This is a genomic window from Bifidobacterium sp. M3-N-101, from assembly GCF_023656805.1.
Classification (GTDB): domain Bacteria; phylum Actinomycetota; class Actinomycetes; order Actinomycetales; family Bifidobacteriaceae; genus Bifidobacterium; species Bifidobacterium breve.
In genome coordinates this window covers 14381-33674 of record NZ_JAMOKQ010000011.1, presented here as the reverse complement: position 1 = coordinate 33674, position 19294 = coordinate 14381, and the positions used below count along the sequence as shown (strand labels likewise).

Annotated in this window: 15 protein-coding genes and 1 pseudogene; 4 read left to right on the top strand and 12 right to left on the bottom strand. The window is 59.0% G+C overall.

The window, feature by feature from the left end; genetic code table 11:
• Window positions 1-138: 138 nt before the first annotated feature.
• The 3 genes from NBH12_RS09405 to NBH12_RS09395 form a co-directional block, all read right to left on the bottom strand.
• Entirely contained in the window at window positions 139-1905 is a 1767-nt protein-coding gene (locus NBH12_RS09405; protein ID WP_025221939.1) for a bifunctional metallophosphatase/5'-nucleotidase, read from the bottom strand.
• Between the two features lie 109 nt (window positions 1906-2014).
• A complete protein-coding gene (locus tag NBH12_RS09400; protein WP_025221940.1) occupies window positions 2015-2773 on the bottom strand; it encodes a creatininase in 759 nt (252 codons plus the stop codon).
• Between the two features lie 107 nt (window positions 2774-2880).
• Complete coding sequence (locus NBH12_RS09395) at window positions 2881-4257, bottom strand: MFS transporter (RefSeq protein ID WP_250819418.1); 1377 nt, start codon at window positions 4255-4257, stop codon at window positions 2881-2883.
• 34 nt (window positions 4258-4291) lie between these two features.
• Here NBH12_RS09395 and NBH12_RS09390 point away from each other — a divergent pair, with 34 nt between their 5' ends.
• Window positions 4292-4471: a hypothetical protein gene (locus NBH12_RS09390; protein ID WP_065452370.1), complete on the top strand. Its 180-nt coding sequence runs from the start codon at window positions 4292-4294 to the stop codon at window positions 4469-4471.
• Here the strand turns inward: NBH12_RS09390 and NBH12_RS09385 are convergent.
• Complete coding sequence (locus NBH12_RS09385) at window positions 4445-5947, bottom strand: PucR family transcriptional regulator (protein WP_065471524.1); 1503 nt, start codon at window positions 5945-5947, stop codon at window positions 4445-4447. The genes NBH12_RS09390 and NBH12_RS09385 overlap by 27 nt on opposite strands.
• A 142-nt stretch (window positions 5948-6089) precedes the next feature.
• Between NBH12_RS09385 and NBH12_RS09380 the strand changes: the two genes are divergently transcribed.
• The gene (locus tag NBH12_RS09380) at window positions 6090-7412 is read left to right on the top strand and encodes an amidohydrolase family protein (protein ID WP_003830304.1); all 1323 of its coding nucleotides are present in this window, start codon (window positions 6090-6092) and stop codon (window positions 7410-7412) included.
• 156 nt (window positions 7413-7568) lie between these two features.
• Here the strand turns inward: NBH12_RS09380 and NBH12_RS09375 are convergent, their stop codons facing one another.
• The gene (locus NBH12_RS09375; RefSeq protein ID WP_025221944.1) at window positions 7569-10178 is read right to left on the bottom strand and encodes an ATP-dependent Clp protease ATP-binding subunit; all 2610 of its coding nucleotides are present in this window, start codon (window positions 10176-10178) and stop codon (window positions 7569-7571) included.
• A 152-nt stretch (window positions 10179-10330) separates the two neighbouring features.
• On the opposite strand from NBH12_RS09375, the gene NBH12_RS09370 reads away from it, so the two are divergent.
• A complete protein-coding gene (locus NBH12_RS09370) occupies window positions 10331-11296 on the top strand; it encodes a universal stress protein (protein WP_019728158.1) in 966 nt (321 codons plus the stop codon).
• A gap of 151 nt (window positions 11297-11447) precedes the next feature.
• On the opposite strand, the gene NBH12_RS09365 is transcribed toward NBH12_RS09370, so the two are convergent.
• The 5 genes from NBH12_RS09365 to NBH12_RS09345 all read right to left on the bottom strand — a co-directional run bounded on the left by NBH12_RS09365 (window position 11448) and on the right by NBH12_RS09345 (window position 16410).
• Window positions 11448-12497: a DUF3027 domain-containing protein gene (locus tag NBH12_RS09365; protein ID WP_019728159.1), complete on the bottom strand. Its 1050-nt coding sequence runs from the start codon at window positions 12495-12497 to the stop codon at window positions 11448-11450.
• An 8-nt stretch (window positions 12498-12505) separates the two neighbouring features.
• On the bottom strand, window positions 12506-12895 hold the full coding sequence (locus tag NBH12_RS09360) for a cold-shock protein (RefSeq protein WP_003830298.1): 390 nt from the start codon (window positions 12893-12895) through the stop codon (window positions 12506-12508).
• 93 nt (window positions 12896-12988) lie between these two features.
• On the bottom strand, window positions 12989-14947 hold the full coding sequence (locus NBH12_RS09355) for a sensor histidine kinase (protein ID WP_370538970.1): 1959 nt from the start codon (window positions 14945-14947) through the stop codon (window positions 12989-12991).
• A 43-nt stretch (window positions 14948-14990) separates the two neighbouring features.
• A complete protein-coding gene (locus tag NBH12_RS09350; RefSeq protein WP_003830296.1) occupies window positions 14991-15722 on the bottom strand; it encodes a response regulator transcription factor in 732 nt (243 codons plus the stop codon).
• Entirely contained in the window at window positions 15715-16410 is a 696-nt protein-coding gene (locus tag NBH12_RS09345; protein ID WP_025301331.1) for a TPM domain-containing protein, read from the bottom strand. Before NBH12_RS09345 ends, NBH12_RS09350 begins: the two co-directional genes overlap by 8 nt.
• 217 nt (window positions 16411-16627) lie before the next feature.
• Between NBH12_RS09345 and NBH12_RS09340 the strand changes: the two genes are divergently transcribed.
• Window positions 16628-16918 carry a WXG100 family type VII secretion target gene (locus NBH12_RS09340; protein WP_015439033.1) on the top strand — a complete coding sequence of 97 codons (291 nt, stop codon included), beginning with the start codon at window positions 16628-16630 and terminating at the stop codon, window positions 16916-16918.
• A 182-nt stretch (window positions 16919-17100) separates the two neighbouring features.
• On the opposite strand, the gene groL is transcribed toward NBH12_RS09340, so the two are convergent.
• Together groL and NBH12_RS11175 are read right to left on the bottom strand one after the other, a co-directional pair.
• Window positions 17101-18726, bottom strand: a complete 1626-nt coding sequence (groL, locus tag NBH12_RS09335) for a chaperonin GroEL (RefSeq protein ID WP_003830293.1) — start codon at window positions 18724-18726, stop codon at window positions 17101-17103.
• A 420-nt stretch (window positions 18727-19146) separates the two neighbouring features.
• A pseudogene (locus NBH12_RS11175) lies at window positions 19147-19203 on the bottom strand (cold-shock protein); the annotation flags it as partial.
• Window positions 19204-19294 lie beyond the last annotated feature (91 nt).

Below are 19294 nucleotides of genomic sequence, written 5' to 3'. Positions count from 1 at the left end.
TGGCGGGGGCTGTCCAACATAGTCGGACTGGGAGTGGTTCCATACAACGGCCACCCCCAGTCGGCAAACCGACAGCCCCCGCCAGCGGAGGCAAATTTGTAGCTGCCGGCCCCGCCAACGAGCGGGGCTCATTCATATCTACGCCCGTGTGCCGGTTTCAGGCACGGCAGCAGATAGCTTCGGGTGCGCAGCCAGATATTCGTGCAGCGGCTGGTTATAGGACATTTCCAGTTCGCCATAGTTGTTGCCTGCACGGAATGCCGAATAGTTGTCGCCGCCCTGCAGCAGGTAGGAGTTGGAGGCGATGATCACCAGATCGTCGTCAGCGATCGGCCTGCCGTCGATGGTGAGGTCCACGATGCCGACGGTGGCCTTAACCCCTGTATGCTGGTTGCCGTTTCCGTCGGAATCCCCGAGTGTGCATGTGGCGCCACCATCTCCGCACTGGACGTACCGGTATCGCACATTCGAGGAGATGCCGAGCCATCGGTGTTCCAATTCACCGTCATCGTTGCGATGAAACTGCTGGGCGAGCACCGCCTTGAGTCCGAGTCCGGTGAGGGTTTCGTGCGCGGCGTGGAACTGGAGGGCCATCAGACTGTCGACCTCACGAATCGTGACCTTGCCGTCCTCGTCCATATCCAGCTGTTTGGTTCTCAGGCTGCCATCGTTTGAGAATCCGACCACGGGCAATCGGGTGCCGGCATACACATTCCGCATGATCGACTCCCGGTTGGCGTCCGCCACAAGCATGCCCACCGATCCTTCATGTCCGACGGACGTGCGCTTGTCGAAATTCGTTCCCGGCGCCAGAGTGCCGATCACCGCGTTCCCCGCACTGGCCGCGTAGTCCTCGGCCTTCGTGTAGAGCTGCCGCGAGCGCGCTACGCTGCCGTTCGACACCACGCCGGCGGACATCCAGGCGGCCTGACGCGGATGGGCGTCCAGCCCCTCCACGTTGAGCACGCCCGGAACCGCAGTGGCCTTGGTGCCGTTGCCGAGGTTCACATCGGCCACCTGGACCTTGGCATGACGACCATGGCCGGTGATGATCAGATCCTGCACGGCCATGTTCTGGCCGAAGCTACCGGCCTCATAGATCGGTGCCCCTCCGTCGGTGACGTCTTGTTTTACGGCGTGGGTGTGGCCGGTGTAGGCGAGGTCCACATCACGTCCGAGACCGGTTGCCGCCGAGGCGTCGGCGTGCAACAATGCGACCACCGCATCGACTTTGCCCGAACGCTTCAGTTCACCGGCCACGCGGTTGAGCGCGTCGACGGCACGTTCGCTCAGATCGGCGTCTTCGGTGATCTGCGGCGTGGCCACCGAGCCAAGCGCGTCCGTGAGCGCGCCCACGAAACCGATGCGCTTGCCATTCACCGTGCGAATCGTATAGTCCTTGACATGGCTCAGTTTGCCGGTAGCTGATTTATTGGCCGAGGACACGTTGGCGCAGAGCCAGTCGATGCCGTTGGCCGGAGCGGCCACACGATTGTTGAAGTCGACCACGCTGCGATCGAATTCATGGTTGCCCACGGCAGAAACCGTCAGCCCCCACACCTTGGCCATGTCAAAGGTGGGTTTGTCTTGCTTCACGGCCGACTCATAGGGCGATCCGCCCACCAGATCGCCGGTGGAGACGGGAACCATATTGTCGGGGTTGTGACTGTCCGCCAAGGTGAAGGCGGCCGCGACATCGGCCCCATGTTCGATATGGCCATGGAAATCGGTGATGTCGGCGATGGTCACCGTGCGTGTGCCGGTGGCCGGATCCTCGCCGGAAAAAGGAACGGCTCCTGCGGCACCCGCGATATTGGGTGCCACAAGAGCCGTAAGAACGACGCATAATGCTGTGCCAATGGCGGCTCCAGGCCGCCCGCCGGCCCTGCGCCGGCGCTTCTTCATATCTCTGTTCACGCCATTCACGCTAGGGCTGCTGATTGAACAACCAGGCGAAAACAAGCAACCCGTGGGTGAATTCTTAGCGGCGCCTTGGTTCAGCAGAAGCGGAAAGCTATTCGCCGAATTCTTCGGCACAAATGCCTGCTACCGCATCTACGCAGGCATCGGCGATGAGCTTTCCTCTCTCGGCACTGGAACCAGCCGGATTGGCGAGTCCACCGTGGGCGGGAACATCGCCTTGACGCACCGGGTAGCGCACGTATGACTTCGCACTGGCTCCGGCTTCCTCGACCATGCGATCCATGTGCACCATTTCAGGCGCATAATGGAGCATCAGCGAGGTTTCGGTTACTGCGGCGTGTTCCAGTGCCCAGCCGGGGAACACCAATCCGTCGAATACCTTGTCGATCACCGACTGAGGAACCGGATCCCACCAATTGGTTTCTACGATGGTGGCCACTCCCCCGGTCTCGCGAGTGACCAAATCGATGGCCTCGACGATGAACGCCTCGTTTTCAAAGTGTGCGTTCATGACGACGATTTTGGTGAAACCGTCCGCAATCAGCTCGCTCAGCACATCATGCATCTGGTTGATGACGGTCACGCCGTTCATGTCGATGGTTCCGGGGAACAGCGGACCGCCGCCGGACAGCGGCTTGGACTTGTAACCGTAGCTCAAGGCGGGCAGTACCGTGCCGTCGATGCGCTCGGCCAGATCCTCGGCCACGCACGTGGCGAGCACTGCGTCGGTACCGATAGGCAGATGCTGGCCATGTTGCTCAGTGGATCCAATCGGCACGATAACAGGACGGGCTTTCGCCTCCTTGAATTCCGGCCAAGTCATGTGATCCATACGACGGTTGCTACCCATTGCAGTACTCCTTTGGGTTGGTGTGATATTGAACAGTGTGCACGCCGGCTCCCCTCTTTCAGGGAATCTGACCGCATGGCGAGCCAAGGGGAGCCGGTGGACACGGATCAGATGTGGTTCAGATCCTTGTCCGTGTTTTCGTGGGAGAGAATCATTGCCACCAAGGCGATGGCGGCAACACCCACCATGTACCAGGCCGGAGCGATGGACGAACCGGTCAGTGCAATCAGGCCAGTGGCGATGAACGAAGCGGTGCCGCCGAAGATGGCATTGGCCAGATTGAAGCTGAAGGCGAATCCGGTGAAGCGCACGGAGGTGGGGAACGTTTCGGTCAGGTAGCTGGACAGGGTACCGTCGTTGGCGGTAAGGGTGGCGCACATTGCCAGCTCGACGATCAGCACGGGCCAGAACTGGGAGGTGTTGAGAATGAGGAAGGCGGGAACGGTAAGCGCGATGAATGCCACGCAGGCACCGATAAGCACCTTCTTACGGCCGAACTTGTCGGAAATATGGCCCATGCCGAACACCATGAAGACGTAAGCGACCAGGCAGATGGTGGTGATGGTGCCGGACTGGGTGGCTTCCATGCCGACGGTGTCGGACAGGTAAGTCGGCAGGTAGGTCAGCACGGTGTAGAAGCCGACCGCGTTGAGCACACAGGCTCCGAAGCTGATGACCAGCGCCTTGAGGTGGTTGCGGAACAGCTCGACGAGCGGCGCGAACATGCCGTTCTTGGCCGTGCCCTGGGCATCGGCGATGGCGGCAGCACCCTTGGATTCGAGCGCGTCGTTCATCGACTGGTATACGGGAGAATCGGCAAGCTTGGCACGGATGTACAGCACGATCAGGCCGAGAGGTCCGGCAAGCAGGAACGGCACGCGCCATCCCCAACCGACCATTGCGCTGGAGTTCATGTTGGCGGTCATCAAGGTGGCCAGCGTGGAGCCGGCGAGCAGGCCGATGGCGGTGGAGGCCGGAATCAGCGAGCAGTAGATGCCGCGCTTTGAGGTAGGAGCATATTCGCCGAGGAACGTGGCGGCACCGGCGTACTCACCGGAGGCGGAGAAGCCTTGCACCATGCGTAGCAAGAGAAGCAGAATCGGCGCACCGACGCCAATCACCGAATAGGACGGCAGGCATCCGATCAGGAAGCTCGCTCCGGACATGAACATGATGGAGTGGGCCAGCGCGGCTTTACGACCTTTCTTATCGCCGTAGCTGCCCCAGAAAAGCGCACCGATCGGGCGCAAGATGAAGGACAGCGCGAATACGCCAAACGTCTGCAGCATGGCGACGGTGTGGTTGTCGGTCGGGAAGAATACCAGCGCGATGGTGGTGGCGAAGTAGGAGTAGGAGGCGTAGCCAAACCATTCGATGAAGTTACCGAGGAAGGAGGAGACTGCGACCCTCCTGACCATGTCCTGTTCTTCGGTTTGCGGAGTGGAATTCATCAGTCGTGCAGAAGTGATTGTTGCGGAACTCATGATGACACCGTCCTTTCAAGGATGTGCTGTTCGTGTGGCTGAATCGGATGTATGGGAATCCGTTTCGCAGCAGGTCGACCAGCGCCGCGATAGCTTTGACTATGCCCTTACGTATTTGCTGGAACGTGAATCGATGATTAACCCGTTCGATGGGAAAATGGACAGGTTGACAAGCGACGCCGCCGCATTATTCGCGGTGCCGTTCCTGCCATGATTTCGCGAGTTTGGCGGCAAACAACAGCATTGACCAGTTCTTCTTGTCGTTGTAATCAACACCGACCATCTGTGTCACTTTGTCCAGTCGGTTGTACAGGGTCTGCCTTCTGATGCCCAATTGTTCGCACGCACCGGTTTTGCTGTCGAGATTGTCGAAGCAGGCGCACAAGGTGTCCAGCAGCATTGGCGAGGAGGCCACTTCAAAGCCGATGGTCCGCACGATAAGCATGCGCATCGCTGTATCCATATCCGCGGAGGCGACGAATCGGTCCACGAGCACGGACATCGTACTCACGACCTGCCCATATGCCGGCTCTCTGGCTGCGATGCTGCGCAACACCGCAAACTCATCAATCAGAGTCACCGTGTCCAAGGCCACTCGGCCATGCACTGCATAAATGCCGTCGCCCTCCAGCAATGCAAGCGCATCCATGCATCGGTGTCCGAAATCGGCGGCGCCACCGGTGGAATCGGCGGCGGAGCACCACCCCATCATCAGATCGCCTTCCAACATACAGGCGACGTCGCTTCCGGATTGCGCCTCGAACCGTTCGATCATGGCGGAGACGTGGTCAACGCCCTCCACCACCGATCTGAATCGCAAAGCGAATGGCATGTAGATGCACGACCCGGCAAAACCCAATGCTTCCAGCATCGCATGGGCTTCCTGGGCTTCATAGGTATTGACGTGCACACCATCAGCCGGCCCCATGCTCAGGTGCCTCATCATGCCCATGCGTGCGCCACCGTCAATATATAAGGCGGCGACCGGTGCAACGATCTTGGCAACGGCCTGCCGCATGGATTCGTCAAAGGTCATGGTTCGTTGGGTGATTTCCAGCGCGCCTACCGGTCGAGAGCGCCCCTCGAGGGCGATGACCATGCTGGGCTCGTTTCCGGTATTGAACGCACGGCCAGCCCGCGCGGCCAGCAGACCGTCGCCGTCGAAGATGGCCACGCTTTCGCCGAACAACGCCGCAACGGTTTCCGCCACTGCTTCGATACTGCCGGTGTGGGACAGTCCCTCACGTAACGAAGTGAACATTGTGTCCACCTCTAATTGCAAGTGCATCTGCTCGTGCACGATAGCCGTATTGACACTCTGACAGATGTTGACAAAAGGTACGCGAGATTTCAGACCAATCAACGTCAACCCATGCAGCCTGGCCGCAGACACCAGTTCGTCCGGCATCCGCACCACACCCTCCACCAGTTCGACCACCAGAGCGGCGACACCAGCCTGTGCCAGGCTTGCTACATATTGTCCTAGCGTGCCGTACCAATCGGCGGCGAGCAGAGCGTTGCCCTCGATAATCAGCATCTCACCGCCCGAAAGGAAGCTGGAGACATCCTCTCGCTCGTTGGTAAACACCCATCGCACTGGCGTATCGAGGTCTTTGCCTTCGACCTCCACCACAGGATCGGCTCGTTTGAACTGCGTGTTATGAAGCACACTGCGAATCGATACAGTCATACAATCTGTCCATTCCCCCGCGGAACACCGGTCGTTCCGGTTAACCTCACCGCAAAGCGTGCTGTTGACAATAACCTCAGTTGGTTACGCGGGCAGTCGGTTCACGTAACCGTTCGGCAACACACCAGTTGAAGGAGCGACGATGACTACCACACTGTTCACCAACGCACATATCGCCACCGGAGAACCCGGCAGCACGGCTGCAAGCACCCTGCCATTGCAGGACATTCTCGTCACGGATGGTGTGTTCACCGCATTCGGCCCCGGACTCGCGCAACAATATGAGGCTCAGGGTGGTAATCTGGCGGCCATTGAGGTGGTCGATCTGGGCGGCAAACTTGTCTGCCCACCGTTCTGCGATACGCATCTGCATCTTGACTATGTGTTCACCGCACGCAAGCCCGGCGCGGTCAACGAGAGCGGCACCCTGTTCGAAGGCATCCAACGTTGGAGCGAGACCAAATCCGATTTGACGGTTGACGAAATCAAGCAGCGTGCGAAAATCGGCATCAAGAAGGAAATGCTGCACGGCGTGCAGTTCATTCGTTCTCACGCCGATGTGACCGACCCGAAGCTGACTTCGTTGAAGGCGCTGCTGGAGCTTAAGGAAGAGCTGAAGGACACGGTCACCATCCAGATCGTCAGTTTCCCGCAGGAAGGCATGTACTCCTATGAGGGACCACACGGCGAATCGGGCGCTGATCTCGTGGAGGAAGGCCTCAAGATGGGCGCCGACTGCGTGGGCGGTATCCCCCACTTCGAACAGTGCCGCGAATTCGGCGAACATTCCATGCATACCGTGGTTGATCTGGCTTCGAAGTACGACAAGCTCATTGACGTGCATTGCGATGAGACAGACGATCCGAACTCCCGCTACGTGGAACTGCTGTCAGCACTGGCCTATAAGGCGGGCATCGGTTCGAAGGTCACCGCCAGCCACACCTGTTCGCTGGGCTCGGCGGACAACGCCTACTTCTTCCATCTGACCAAACTGCTGAAGGCGGCGCATATTAACTTTGCTTGCGCACCCACCGAGAATCTGTATTTGCAAGGGCGTCAGGACACGTTCCCCAAGCGTCGTGGCATTACACGTGTCAAAGAGCTCACCGAAGCCGGCATTAACGTGTCATTGGGCCAGGATTCAATGCAGGATCCGTGGTACCCGCTGGGCAACGGCAATATGATGCTCATTCTCGACTATGTGCTGCACCTGGCACAGATGATGAGCTTCGAGGAAATCGATGATGCGCTGAAGTTCCTGACAATCAATGGCGCCACCACATTGGGAATGCGGGATAAGTACGGTCTGGAGACGGGCAAACCGGCGAACTTCATCGTGCTGGATGCCGATAACGTGTTCGACGCCGTGTATGAGCGCTGCTCGGTATTGCGTTCGGTGCGCGCCGGCCGCACGCTGTTCACCCGCGAGGAGACCGTCGATACCGGACTCGACCTGTTGCGCTAGTCCGACGCATAAACAGAACTCCCCTTGACAGAGGAGCTGTCGCCAGAGGCGACTGAGGGGCAGACCACCGCTGCACATCATGTGTGCGCAGGGTCTACCCCTCAGTCAGCTTCGCTGACAGCTCCCCTGTCAAGGGGGAGCTATTTCCCAGACGGATTACTCCTGTGGAATGTCGTTGGAGTCGGAGGCTTCGGTCTGTTCAGCGGCCGGAGCGGCTTCTGCCGGGGCCTCACCGTCAGAGCCAGCACCGTCAACACCGTCTTCGGACGGCTTATCGGCGACGGCCGGCTCCTCGAACTGTTCACCCTTGAAGGTGAATTCGCCGAGAATGCCTTCGCCTTCCGCGTCCACGATCACGCGCTGCCCGTCTTCGAGGTCGCCCATCAGGATCTTCTCGGAGATGGCGTCCTCGATGTCGCGCTGAATCACACGGCGCAGCGGACGAGCGCCGAGCAGCGGGTCAAAGCCCTTCTGCGCGAGCAGATCCTTGGCGGCGTCGGTAAGTTCGAGCGACATGTGGCGGTCGAACAGACGGTCGTTGAGCTGCTTGACATCCAGATCCACAATCTGACGCACCTGCGGCTCGGTGAGTTGCTTGAAGACGATGATGTCGTCCAAACGGTTCAGGAACTCCGGACGGAACTGCTGCTTGAGCTCGGAGCTGACCTGATCCTTCATACGCTGGTAGCTGGATTCGCTGTTGGCGCCCAGGTTGAAGCCCGTGTTGGCGGCCTTGGCGATGTCGCGCGTACCGAGGTTGGTGGTCAGGATGATGATGGTGTTCTTGAAGTCCACCTTACGGCCCTGACCATCGGTCAAGTGACCATCATCCAGCACCTGCAGCAAGGTGTTGAAGATATCCGGGTGAGCCTTCTCGATCTCATCGAACAGCACCACGGAGAACGGCTTGCGGCGCACCTTCTCGGTGAGCTCGCCGCCCTCCTCATAACCGACGTATCCCGGAGGCGCACCAAAGAGACGCGATGCCGCGTACTTCTCGGAGAACTCGGACATATCGACGCGAATCAGCGCATCTTCATCGTCGAACAGGAACTCGGCCAGCGTCTTGGCCAGCTCGGTCTTGCCCACGCCGGTGGGGCCGGCAAAGATGAACGAACCGGACGGGCGCTTCGGGTCCTTCAGACCCACGCGGGTACGGCGGATAGAGCGGGACAGGGCGGACACCGCCTCATCCTGGCCGATAATGCGCTTGTGCAGCTCGGCTTCCATGTTGAGCAGTTTCTTGGACTCAGCCTGGGTCAGCTTGAACACCGGAATACCGGTGGTGGAGCTGATGACCTCGGCGATCACGTCCTCATCCACGACCATCTTGACGTCGGACTCGCCTTCGCGCCAGGAATCTTCCTTCGCCTTGCGCTCGGCTTCCAACTTCTCTTGGTTGTCGCGCAGTTCGGCGGCCTTCTCGAAGTCCTGGCCCTTGATGGCCTCGTCCTTGTCGGTGGCGATCTTGGCGATCTTGTCGTCAAGCTCCTTGAGCTCGGGCGGTGCGGTCAGACGCTTGATGCGCAGGCGGGCACCGGCCTCGTCGATCAAATCGATGGCCTTATCCGGCAGGTTGCGATCCTGAATATAGCGGCTGGAAAGCTCTGCGGCAGACTGCAACGCACCATCGGTGATGGTCACGTGATGGTGGTTCTCGTAGCGAGAACGCAGGCCCTTCAAGATTTCAATGGTCTCGGCGATGGTCGGCTCATGCACCTGGATGGGCTGGAATCGGCGTTCCAGCGCCGCGTCCTTCTCGATGTACTTGCGGTACTCGTCGGTGGTGGTGGCGCCGATGGTCTGCAGCTCGCCACGGGCCAGCATCGGCTTCAGCATATCGGAGGCACCCAGTGCGCCGTCGGCAGAGCCGGCACCCACGATGGTGTGGATCTCGTCGATGAACAGCACGATGTCGCCGCGGGTCTTGATTTCCTTCAGGACCTTCTTCAGACGCTCCTCGAAATCACCACGGTAACGGGAACCGGCCACCATGGAACCAAGATCCAGCGAGTAGACCTGCTTGCCTTTCAAGGTCTCCGGCACATCGCCGGCCTGAATCTTCTGGGCCAGTCCTTCGACCACAGCGGTCTTGCCCACGCCAGGCTCGCCGATCAGCACCGGGTTGTTCTTGGTGCGGCGGGAGAGCACGACCATAACGCGCTCGATCTCGTTAGTACGGCCGATGACCGGATCCAACTTGCCCTCGGCGGCTTCGGCGGTCAGGTTGCGGCCGAACTGGTCGAGAATGGCGGAACCGGACTTGTTCTGCTTGTCCGCCACGCCACCGGCGTTGGCCAAATCGCCCTTGCCGTCAGTGGAGGTGCCGGAGTTGCCGCGAATCATATCGATGGTTGCGCTGCGCAGCTCGCCCAAATCAACGTCCATCTTGATGAGCACCTGAGTGCCCACGCCTTCACCCTCGCGAATCAGGCCGAGCAGAATATGCTCAGTGCCGATGTAGCTGTGGCCCAACTGCAAAGCCTCACGCAACGAGAACTCCAGCACCTGCTTGGCATGCGGGGTAAAGGGGATGTGCCCGTTCGGGGCCGCGTTGCCCTTGCCGATCATCTCTTCGACCTGCTTGCGGGTGGCGTCCAACTCCACGCCCTTCGAGGCGAGTGCCTTGGCGGCCACGCCCTCACCCTCTCGGATCAGGCCGAGCAGCAGGTGTTCGGTGCCGATGTAGTTGTGCTGGAGAGTCCTCGCCTCTTCCTGCGCCAACACGATCACGCGCCGTGCACGGTCGGTAAACCGTTCGAACATGCTTGTCCTTCCTCAATTGACATTCCGTTTTACTCTACCGATTCACAGTGACGTTTATTCGCTGGATTCCATGAATTGCGCCGTGAGAGGAGAAGAAAAACGATATGCTGGTGCATAGATTCATCCTGTGATCGATGGAAGGGAGGCTCACCATGAGCGAAACAACAACCAAGGCCGACATCGTTGTTGGTGTGGATGGCTCCGACGAGTCCTTTGCCGCATTGAAATGGGCGCTGAAGGAGGCCTCACTGACCGGACAGCATGTCAATGCCGTGTTCGGCTGGACCCATTCGTGGGATATGGGTTCCGAACCGGACAGCGATGAAGCCTGGGCCAAGGTTCGTCACGACATCGCCAACGAGCTGAAGTCGTGGGTGGAGAAGGCCGCAGCCGGCATTGATTTTGATCCCGCGAATCTGAAGCTCACCTCGGTCAAGGCCACTGGCACCACCGCTTTGCTGCAGATCGGCAAGGATTCCCAGCAGATTGTGGTCGGACGCCGATCCTTAGGCCGTGTGGCACGCTGGTTCATGGGATCGCTGTCCGCATCGCTGGCGGAAACGGCCGAGGTCCCGGTCACGGTGGTGCGCGTCTCCGACAGTGAGGACGAAACGGTGACCGATGCCATCGCCAACGCGCTGACGCCGGACGACCAGACCGTGCATTTCGCCCAGCCCAAACCGGCTATCGAAGAGCACAACCGCCCAGTGGTGGTGGGCGTGGATGGATCACAAGCTTCACGCCGTGCTTTCGAGTTTGCCCTCGATGACGCACAGCTGCATGGCGCGCCTCTGAATGTGATGTTCTGCTGGCAGTTGCGCGATCTGGGCGTTATCCCGGGCTATGAAAATGCCGTGGCACCGGTTGAAGCCGGGCAGCAGCGCGCAGAAGCAATACTTGCCAAGATGATGTCCGAGGTTGACATCCCTGAAGGAATCAAAGTCAGCACGAACGCTTTCCACATTCCTGCATCCAAGGGTCTGATTGCGGCTTCTCGGTATGCCCGTCATCTGGTAGTGGGTTCACGTGGCCTCTCCGGTCTCGATGCTCATTTCCTAGGTTCAGTGTCTCGCCAGATTGTGAACTTTGCCGAGTGCAACGTCACCGTCGTGCACTAATCGACCAACCAGCGGTTATCCAAAAAATCATCTCGAGAATTCTTTGCACTGACAGTTGCTCAGTGCAAAGAATTCTCGTACAAAAGGCTTATTTCGAGAATTCCTTGCGCTGGCAAAGCAGGTAAGACCCCCACAGCTGATTGCAGTCGACTTACTTCTCGTCATCCTCTTCCGAATCGGACTTAGTCTGACGGAGTTTTTCGATCAAATCCACCACGGCTTCAAGTCCGGGAGTCACTTCTTCAGCGGTGTCCGCGGTCTCCGGTTCGTCGTCAACATCATCCTCGTCCTCGCCATCATCAACGGTGTTTTCAAGGATGTCCTCTTCGGTGGCTTCGTCCGTGTCGGGGGCGGGGCTTTCGGTGGAGATCAGCTGCTCGTCATCCGCCTCAGGCTTGTCGCTTTCATCCGCCTCATCATCAAGTTCTGCAGGCTCCTGCTTGCGAGGCCGGTGGGCCACCACATCGATGTGCAGGTCATCAAAAGCGAGATTGGCCTGCACCCACAGACGGCTTGGCTCCGGAGGTTCAATCTCGGAATGCTCGCCGCAGCCATGGTCCAGCGAGACCACACGGCCATCATCCGGGCTCCACTTGTTCGCGCATACGCCGAACAAACGGTCGAGCTCGCCCTTAAGCGGCACGAAGAAGCCACAGGTGGAACACAGATTGCCTTCGGCCGTCTTGGTGCTCAGCGCCTTTGGCCCACGAGGACCTTCGTACCAGCGCTTGGCAGCCTGTGCGCGGCCCAACGAGCTCAATACATGGCGACGGGTGAGACGAAACACCTCCACTGCGTCATTGACATCCTGCAGGGATGATTCCTGGACCTCGCCATCTTCGATACGCTCGTCATCCGGATTGGTGCCGATGGAATCGGTGGGAGACAGGTCGGTGGGCTCAAGACGGTCTTTCCACGGAATCCACTTGGGCGGCATCAACGCGTCTTCGGCCGGAATCAGGGAGGACTCGTTCACCGTCCACGAATCCAATTCCTCATCGTGATACAGCGTTACCGACCACTGCCATCCCTCGTATCCGCGAATGTTCGCGACGAAACGAAAATCGGTGACATGATCTTCAAGCTCATTGGCGACGACAAAGTCACCCACCTGATCAGGCTCGTCGGCCACTTCAAGCAGCACGGCCCGTGCAATGGCATGAGGATCCGGTGTCACGGCGGTTTCGATGGTGTCAGTCATGGGTCACATCAGTCCTGCACGTCGAATTGATCCGCCACGGCACGCAGCAGCGTGGCCAGCTTCTTGCTTTCGGCGGCGGAAGGGTAGCGATGGCGACGCAACGTGTTGCCGGCAGCGTCGAGCATCTTGATGAGGTCCTCGCAGATGGCGGCCATATCATCCGCCTTAGGACGAGTGGCCTTGACCAAGCTGGGGCTGGAGGCGATCAGCTTCACATCCATGGCCTGCGGGCCACGCCGACCGTCCACCACGGAATACTCCACCTTGGCCCCTTTGCGCAGCGTATTGACGCCAGTAGGCAGGGCCTGAGCCGGCAGGAACACGTCCTTGCCTTCCTCACTGGTGATGAAGCCATATCCTTTGGCTGCGTCAAACCAACGAACTCGACCGGTGGGCATTGCGAACCTTCCTTCAATCCTCAACAGTAATAATGAACTGAAGGAATAGTGTACCTCACAGGTCTTGACCACACATCATGAGGCTGAGTCGTCTCACGATTTACGCTCACCGCCGAACCACGAGGACTTCTGCTTGGCTTCCTTGGTTTTGCCTGCGGTCTGTGCGGATTGGGCGGCGGGCATCTGCTCGATGGGCAGCACCACGGTGAAGGTCAGGCCTCCCCCATCGGTGGCCGTGGCACAGATAAAGCCATGATGGGCCTTGACCACGGACTGCGCGATGGCCATGCCCAGACCGGTGCCTCCCTTTTCACGGGCACGCGATGGGTCAGCCGTATAGAATCGTTCGAATATCTTTGGTCGGGATTCGTCCGGCACGCCAGGTCCATGATCCACAAATCGGAGCACGGCATACCGGTACCCAGTGCTCATCGATGCGCCTACTTCGGCGGCCTCTACGAAGCGGCGCATTGACGCGTCGGTAGCCGGTAAACCGGAAAGCTGCTTCGGGTCAATAGCCGCCGGCATCACGCCAAGAGCAATCTCCGCGGATGAATCAATCGGCGTGTATCGGTGAATATTGCCCACGATATTGGTCACCACCTGACGCAAACGCGAGGCATCACCAGGCAGGGTGATGGTCGGCCAGTCACCCTCAGTAAGGCTCAACGACGCCGGATGGTTCAGGTCACGGGCGGGCTCAAGCCCAATCAGCATACGGCCGATGGCACGGTCCGGATCGAGGGCGTGCAAATCATCAACGGCATCGGTAACTAGCGAGGAGAGTTTCACCGTGCCGGTCACATCGATGCCACGGCCCTCATCAAGCCGGGCCAGAGACAGCAAATCTTCGACAAGCACGGTCATACGCTGACTGGAACGTTCGATGTGTTCGATGGATTCATCGGCACGATCCAACGCCCCAGGCATATCGCGTTGCATCTTATACAGTTCCGCATAACCATGGATGGCGGCAAGCGGCGTGCGCAGCTCGTGACTGGCGTCGGAGACGAACCGCTTCATCTTGTCGGTGGTCTCTTCCTGCTCGTGGAAGCTGAGCTCTATTCGAGTCAGCATCGTGTTCAACGAAGCGGCCAGAGAGCCGACTTCCGTGTTCTCGGGAGCGGAAGGAATACGCTGGCTCAAATCACCGGCGGCAATCTTCGCGGCGGTTTTTTCCATGCGCTTCAGCGGGGTCATCGTGTGCTGGATGATCAATGTGGCCAGAGAACCACCAAGCAGCACCACGGCAATGCCGACCACGACGCAGTAACGGGAAAGCGTGCTGACGATGTCGATCTGATCGGACAAGGACAGGCCGATATACACCACGGCCCTCTCCTTGCCGTTCTCCGTGAACGTCATCGGCAGAATGCGCCACGGCGAACGCGCGGTACTCACCGCAGCATGATTGGCATTGGAGGAAGGATTGGACAGTATCGTGGTGACGGAATTCGAGGAGTTCGGAGCGTTCTTGGAACCCGAATTGCCGGCATCGTTGCCCGCGTCGTCTTGCGTGTTCGGATCGGTCTGCGGCTTGGTCGTATTGTTGGAATCCGAAGAATTGTTCTGTATCTGGACAACCTGCTTGACCACAGCCTGCGTGGTGAATGGCTGACCGAACGTGATGTCTGAGGTATCGCCGTCGGTGGGCAGCACCGGCACGGAGACGATGCCGTCCTGCAGCTGAGGCATCAGCGGCGTGACCACCAGCGGGTTACCCTCATTATCCAACGTGCCGTCGGTGTATTGAATCTGCAGAAAGTACGAGTTTGGCCCGGCATTGTCGTTTTTGGCAAGCGTCACGATATTCTCGAACACCATCTGGCTCTGCGATTTGAGCTGGTTGTCGGTTTTGCTCAACATATAGTTGCTCACCAACGCGCGGATGGAGAAGGAAATCACTGACACCCCGATCAGCAGCACGGCAATGGTGCAGGCCACAAGCTTGCTGCTCAGGGAGATACGGTCAAAATGACCGAAGAACATGTTCTTCTTGCGATTGTGATGTTCTTTCATGCGTGCGACCACCTCCGGGGCGGACGCAGGCATATTGGGCCGTGGCGACTTATCGGGCTCACTCATGATGGCTGGATTAGTTCTTCGGTTCGCGAATCATATAACCGATGCCGCGTTTGGTCTCGATCAGCGGCGTCACCTTGCGCTTGCCGCCTTCGCCATCGTCGACCTCGATGCCATCGACCTTCTTGCGCAGATACGAGATATACGATTCGACGATTGCGGCGTCACCGCCCCAGTCGTACTGCCAGACATGGTCTAGGATCTGCGCCTTGGACAGCACGCGGCCTTCATTGTCCATCAGGTAGCGCAGCAACTTGTATTCCGTGGGGCTTAAATCGATGGGCTGCCCGGCTCGCGATACATCATGCGAGTCCTCGTTAATCTCCAAGTCGGCCACACGAATAATCGGATCATCCTCAACCTGTTCGCGGGTGCGACGCAGAATCGCGCGGATACGGGCCACAACCTCCTCGAGGCTGAATGGCTTGGTCACGTAGTCGTCGCCGCCAACGGTAAGGCCCATGATCTTGTCCTGCGTGTCATCGCGTGCGGTCAGAAACAGTACGGGTGCGTCGATGCCCTCCTGACGGATGCGACGGGTTACGGTGAAGCCGTCAATGTCAGGCAGCATTACATCCAGCACGATGAGGTCGGGCTGTACCTTTTCGATGACTTCGATGGCTTCAGAACCGGAGGCCGCGGTGTTCACCTCGAATCCGGCAAAATGCAGCGAAGCGACGAGCAGTTCGCGGATGGAAGGTTCGTCATCAACAACAACAATCGATGCTTCAATAGGCTTACTCACGTACTCCAGATTGGTCTACTTCACTGGACGTTTCCTGAATGTCCTCTTGGAGTTCGTCCGCAGATTCCTGCCCGTCTTCGGAAGCCTGCTCGATTTCGGCTTCGGAATCCTTCTTGACTTCACGGCGACGGCGAACTATCACCATCACCACAATGATGATGACCAAGGCGGCCAGAGCCACGCCCATGGTGATCACGCCAATCGTCACCGTGGAGGATGAGGTGGAGGTCTTCTTGGATTTGGCGATCTGGTCCATCATCGCCGTGGCTGCCCCGGACCAATTCGGTGTGCTTTCCATCAGCTGCTGCTGCGCGGCTTCGGATAGTGCATCGACGGTTTTCTGTTGCTTGAGCCATTCGTCGGAATTGGAGGATACCGCCACCACGAGATTGCCATCGTTGGCGGCGACGGCGAGCAACACGGTGTTTGCCTTCGGCTTAGTGGACTCCAGCACCGTACTCGCCCATTTCTGCGGTGTCTGCTCACTGTTAAAGCTGGACAGATACAGCAGGTGCACATGCACGCCGGTTTCCTTCTCCGTCTTGGCTATGGCATCCGAGACCTCGGTGGCATGTGAGCCGAGCAGATTCTCCGTATCGGTGATGTTGTCGGTTATGGTCACGCTGCTATTCGCGTCGGTACCCGTGCTGCTGGAATCATCCGCATACGCGTCCGCAGTTATCCACATCGATCCCAATACAGTCGCAACAACCACGGCAATGGCGCAAACAAGCCGTTGGAAGGCCTCTGCGCTTCCGGAAAAACGGCCCCGTACCGAAGCTGGAACCACAATGGTCGTTTTTCCATCTGTCCAATGCAAATCTGTCATATTCTCCACCTTAGCGGCCGGTATTGGCAATAACGGTCGTCATATCAGCGCTCATTGTTTTAGGAAAGGAGCAACAATGCCCCAATATCAAGTGGATTCAGAACAAATCCAAGCCTCTTCGGCCGCGGTGAACAGCTCGATTGCACAAATCAGGCAAGCCGTGGTCGGTATGTATACCAATCTCAACGCCCTGCAGAACGTATGGCGAGGTTCGGCGGCCACCCAATTCACCACAGTGGCGACTCAATGGCGAGCGGCGCAGCAACAAATGGAGGCTTCCTTGGAGTCCATTCAACGTGCGCTGGCCCAAGCCTCCAACGTCTATGCAGACGCGGAGACACAGGCATCCCGTTTGTTTGCAGGCTAAGCGTCCTCATAGGCCCGCGAAGCGGGTGGGGATGATCCTCTACGCATGCTTCATATGACCGCCCCCAGTCAGCTGCGCTGACAGCCCCCGCCATCGGGGGCTAGTGCGCACAAGATAGCAAGAAGGGGAACTCCTTGTAGGAGTTCCCCTTCTTTGTCAGCTAGCAACTAGTCGCGTGCGAATCAGTAGCCCATGTCGGCACCGGCGGCCGGGGCAGCGGCCTTCGGCTCCGGCTTGTTGGCGACGACGGCCTCGGTGGTCAGGAACAGACCAGCAATGGAGGCGGCGTTCTGCAGAGCGGAACGGGTCACCTTGACCGGGTCAGTCACACCGGCGGCCAGCAGGTCCTCGTAGGTGTCGGTGGCGGCGTTGAAGCCTTCGCCATCGGGCAGAGAACGAACCTTGTTGATCACCACGTCGCCGGACACGCCAGCGTTCTCGGCAATCTGCTTGATCGGGGCTTCGATGGCGCGGAACACGATGGCGGCACCGGTAGCCTCTTCGCCGGTCAGGGAGGTGACGGCCTCAGCCTTCTCGGCCTTGGCAGCAGCCTGAACGAGGGCCACGCCACCGCCGGGCAGCAGGCCTTCCTCAATGGCGGCCTTGGCGTTACGCACGGCATCTTCGATGCGGTGCTTGCGCTCCTTGGCCTCGACCTCGGTGGCAGCGCCGACCTTGATGACAGCCACGCCGCCGGCCAGCTTGGCCAGACGCTCCTGCAGCTTCTCACGGTCGTAATCGGAGTCGGTGTTCTCAATCTCGGCGCGGATCTGAGCCACGCGAGCGTCGATGTCTTCCTTGGAGCCAGCGCCCTGAACAATGGTGGTCTCGTCCTTGGAGACGATGACCTTCTTGGCGTGGCCGAGCACGGAGGTGTCGACGGATTCGAGCTTCAGGCCCAGCTCATCGGAGACGACCTGAGCACCGGTCAGGATGGCCATATCCTGCAGCATGGCCTTGCGGCGGTCACCGAAGCCCGGAGCCTTGACAGCGCAGGACTTGAAGGTACCACGAATGTTGTTCAGAATCAGGGTCGGCAGAGCCTCGCCGTCAACATCCTCAGCGATGATCAGCAGCGGCTTGCCGGTCTTCATGACCAGCTCGGCCACGTGCACGATGTCCTGCTGGGAGGAGACCTTGCCGGAGGTCAGCAGAATGTACGGATCCTCGAGCACGGCGGTCTGGTCGTCAGCGTTGGTGACGAAGTACGGGGCAATGTAGCCCTTGTCGAAACGCATGCCCTCGGTGAAGTCGAGGTCCAGACCGAAGCGGTTGTTATCTTCAACGGTCACAACGCCATCCTGGCCGACCTTGTCCAGAGCCTCAGCGATCTTCTCGCCGACCTCGGGGTCAGCAGCGGAGATGGTGGCGGTAGCAGCAATCTGGTCCTTGGTCTCAACGTCCTTGGCAGCAACGACGAGCTCCTTGACGATGACCTCGGTGGCCTTCTCAATGCCGCGACGCAGCGCGATCGGGTTGGAACCGGCGACCACGTTCTTCAGACCCTCGTGAACCAGGGACTGGGCGAGCACGGTTGCGGTGGTGGTACCGTCGCCGGCGACGTCGTCGGTCTTCTTGGCGACTTCCTTGACCAGCTCGGCGCCGATGCGCTCGTACGGATCCTCAAGGTCGATTTCCTTGGCAATGGACACGCCATCGTTGGTGATGGTCGGAGCGCCGTAGGTCTTGTCGAGCACGACATTGCGGCCCTTCGGACCCAGGGTGACCTTGACGGTGTTGGCGAGCTTGTCGAGGCCCTCCAGCATGCCCTGACGGGCTTCCTCATCATAAGAAATGATCTTTGCCATGGTTGTGTTGTTCCTCCAAATGGCTAGGTATACCAGTTATCACTCGCAAGCGCCGATCCGTGGCAACCAGCCGTCAGCTGCCGGTTATCACTCTCGACCTCCGAGTGCTAACTGAGACATTAGCACTCGCCCTTGCCGAGTGCCAACATGACTATCGGCGATTGCGCTTTGGGCATGAAAAAGCCCCGACCATTACAACGGTCAGGGCCTTGAAGTACGCGTTTCCTTGCGCGCTTGCTCATTCAGAGCGGGCTTCACCGGAGGACAGCTTGACGACTTCCTTCGCCTGCGTGCCCTTGCCGGACGGGGCGGGCGTATACTCCACGCGATCACCCTCGTACAGCATCTTGAATTTATTGGTGCTGCCGTCGTCCTTGATTTCGCGTAGTGCACGAAAACATCCTCGCCGCCGTCGTCCGGCTGGATGAACCCGAACCCCTTCTTGGCAAGGAAGAACTTCACGGTGCCTTGTGCCATATCTGACCTTTCCTTCGTTCCCTTAGGCGTCGCGACACAAACCTATAGGGAACGTAGAAAGAACCGCATCGCGCTCCCCCTACCTCGCGAC

Excerpts from the sequence above, each read along its gene's own strand:
- NBH12_RS09385 (WP_065471524.1), bottom strand. The coding sequence starts at position 5,947 with ATGACTGTATCGATTCGCAGTGTGCTTCATAACACGCAGTTCAAACGA.
- NBH12_RS09375 (WP_025221944.1), bottom strand. The coding sequence starts at position 10,178 with ATGTTCGAACGGTTTACCGACCGTGCACGGCGCGTGATCGTGTTGGCG.
- NBH12_RS09340 (WP_015439033.1), top strand. The coding sequence starts at position 16,628 with ATGCCCCAATATCAAGTGGATTCAGAACAAATCCAAGCCTCTTCGGCC.
- NBH12_RS09370 (WP_019728158.1), top strand. The coding sequence starts at position 10,331 with ATGAGCGAAACAACAACCAAGGCCGACATCGTTGTTGGTGTGGATGGC.
- NBH12_RS09395 (WP_250819418.1), bottom strand. The coding sequence starts at position 4,257 with ATGAGTTCCGCAACAATCACTTCTGCACGACTGATGAATTCCACTCCG.
- NBH12_RS09380 (WP_003830304.1), top strand. The coding sequence starts at position 6,090 with ATGACTACCACACTGTTCACCAACGCACATATCGCCACCGGAGAACCC.
- NBH12_RS09365 (WP_019728159.1), bottom strand. The coding sequence starts at position 12,497 with ATGACTGACACCATCGAAACCGCCGTGACACCGGATCCTCATGCCATT.
- NBH12_RS09355 (WP_370538970.1), bottom strand. The coding sequence starts at position 14,947 with ATGCCTGCGTCCGCCCCGGAGGTGGTCGCACGCATGAAAGAACATCAC.
- NBH12_RS09345 (WP_025301331.1), bottom strand. The coding sequence starts at position 16,410 with ATGTGGATAACTGCGGACGCGTATGCGGATGATTCCAGCAGCACGGGT.
- groL (WP_003830293.1), bottom strand. The coding sequence starts at position 18,726 with ATGGCAAAGATCATTTCTTATGATGAGGAAGCCCGTCAGGGCATGCTG.
- NBH12_RS09400 (WP_025221940.1), bottom strand. The coding sequence starts at position 2,773 with ATGGGTAGCAACCGTCGTATGGATCACATGACTTGGCCGGAATTCAAG.
- NBH12_RS09405 (WP_025221939.1), bottom strand. The coding sequence starts at position 1,905 with ATGAAGAAGCGCCGGCGCAGGGCCGGCGGGCGGCCTGGAGCCGCCATT.
- NBH12_RS09360 (WP_003830298.1), bottom strand. The coding sequence starts at position 12,895 with ATGCCCACCGGTCGAGTTCGTTGGTTTGACGCAGCCAAAGGATATGGC.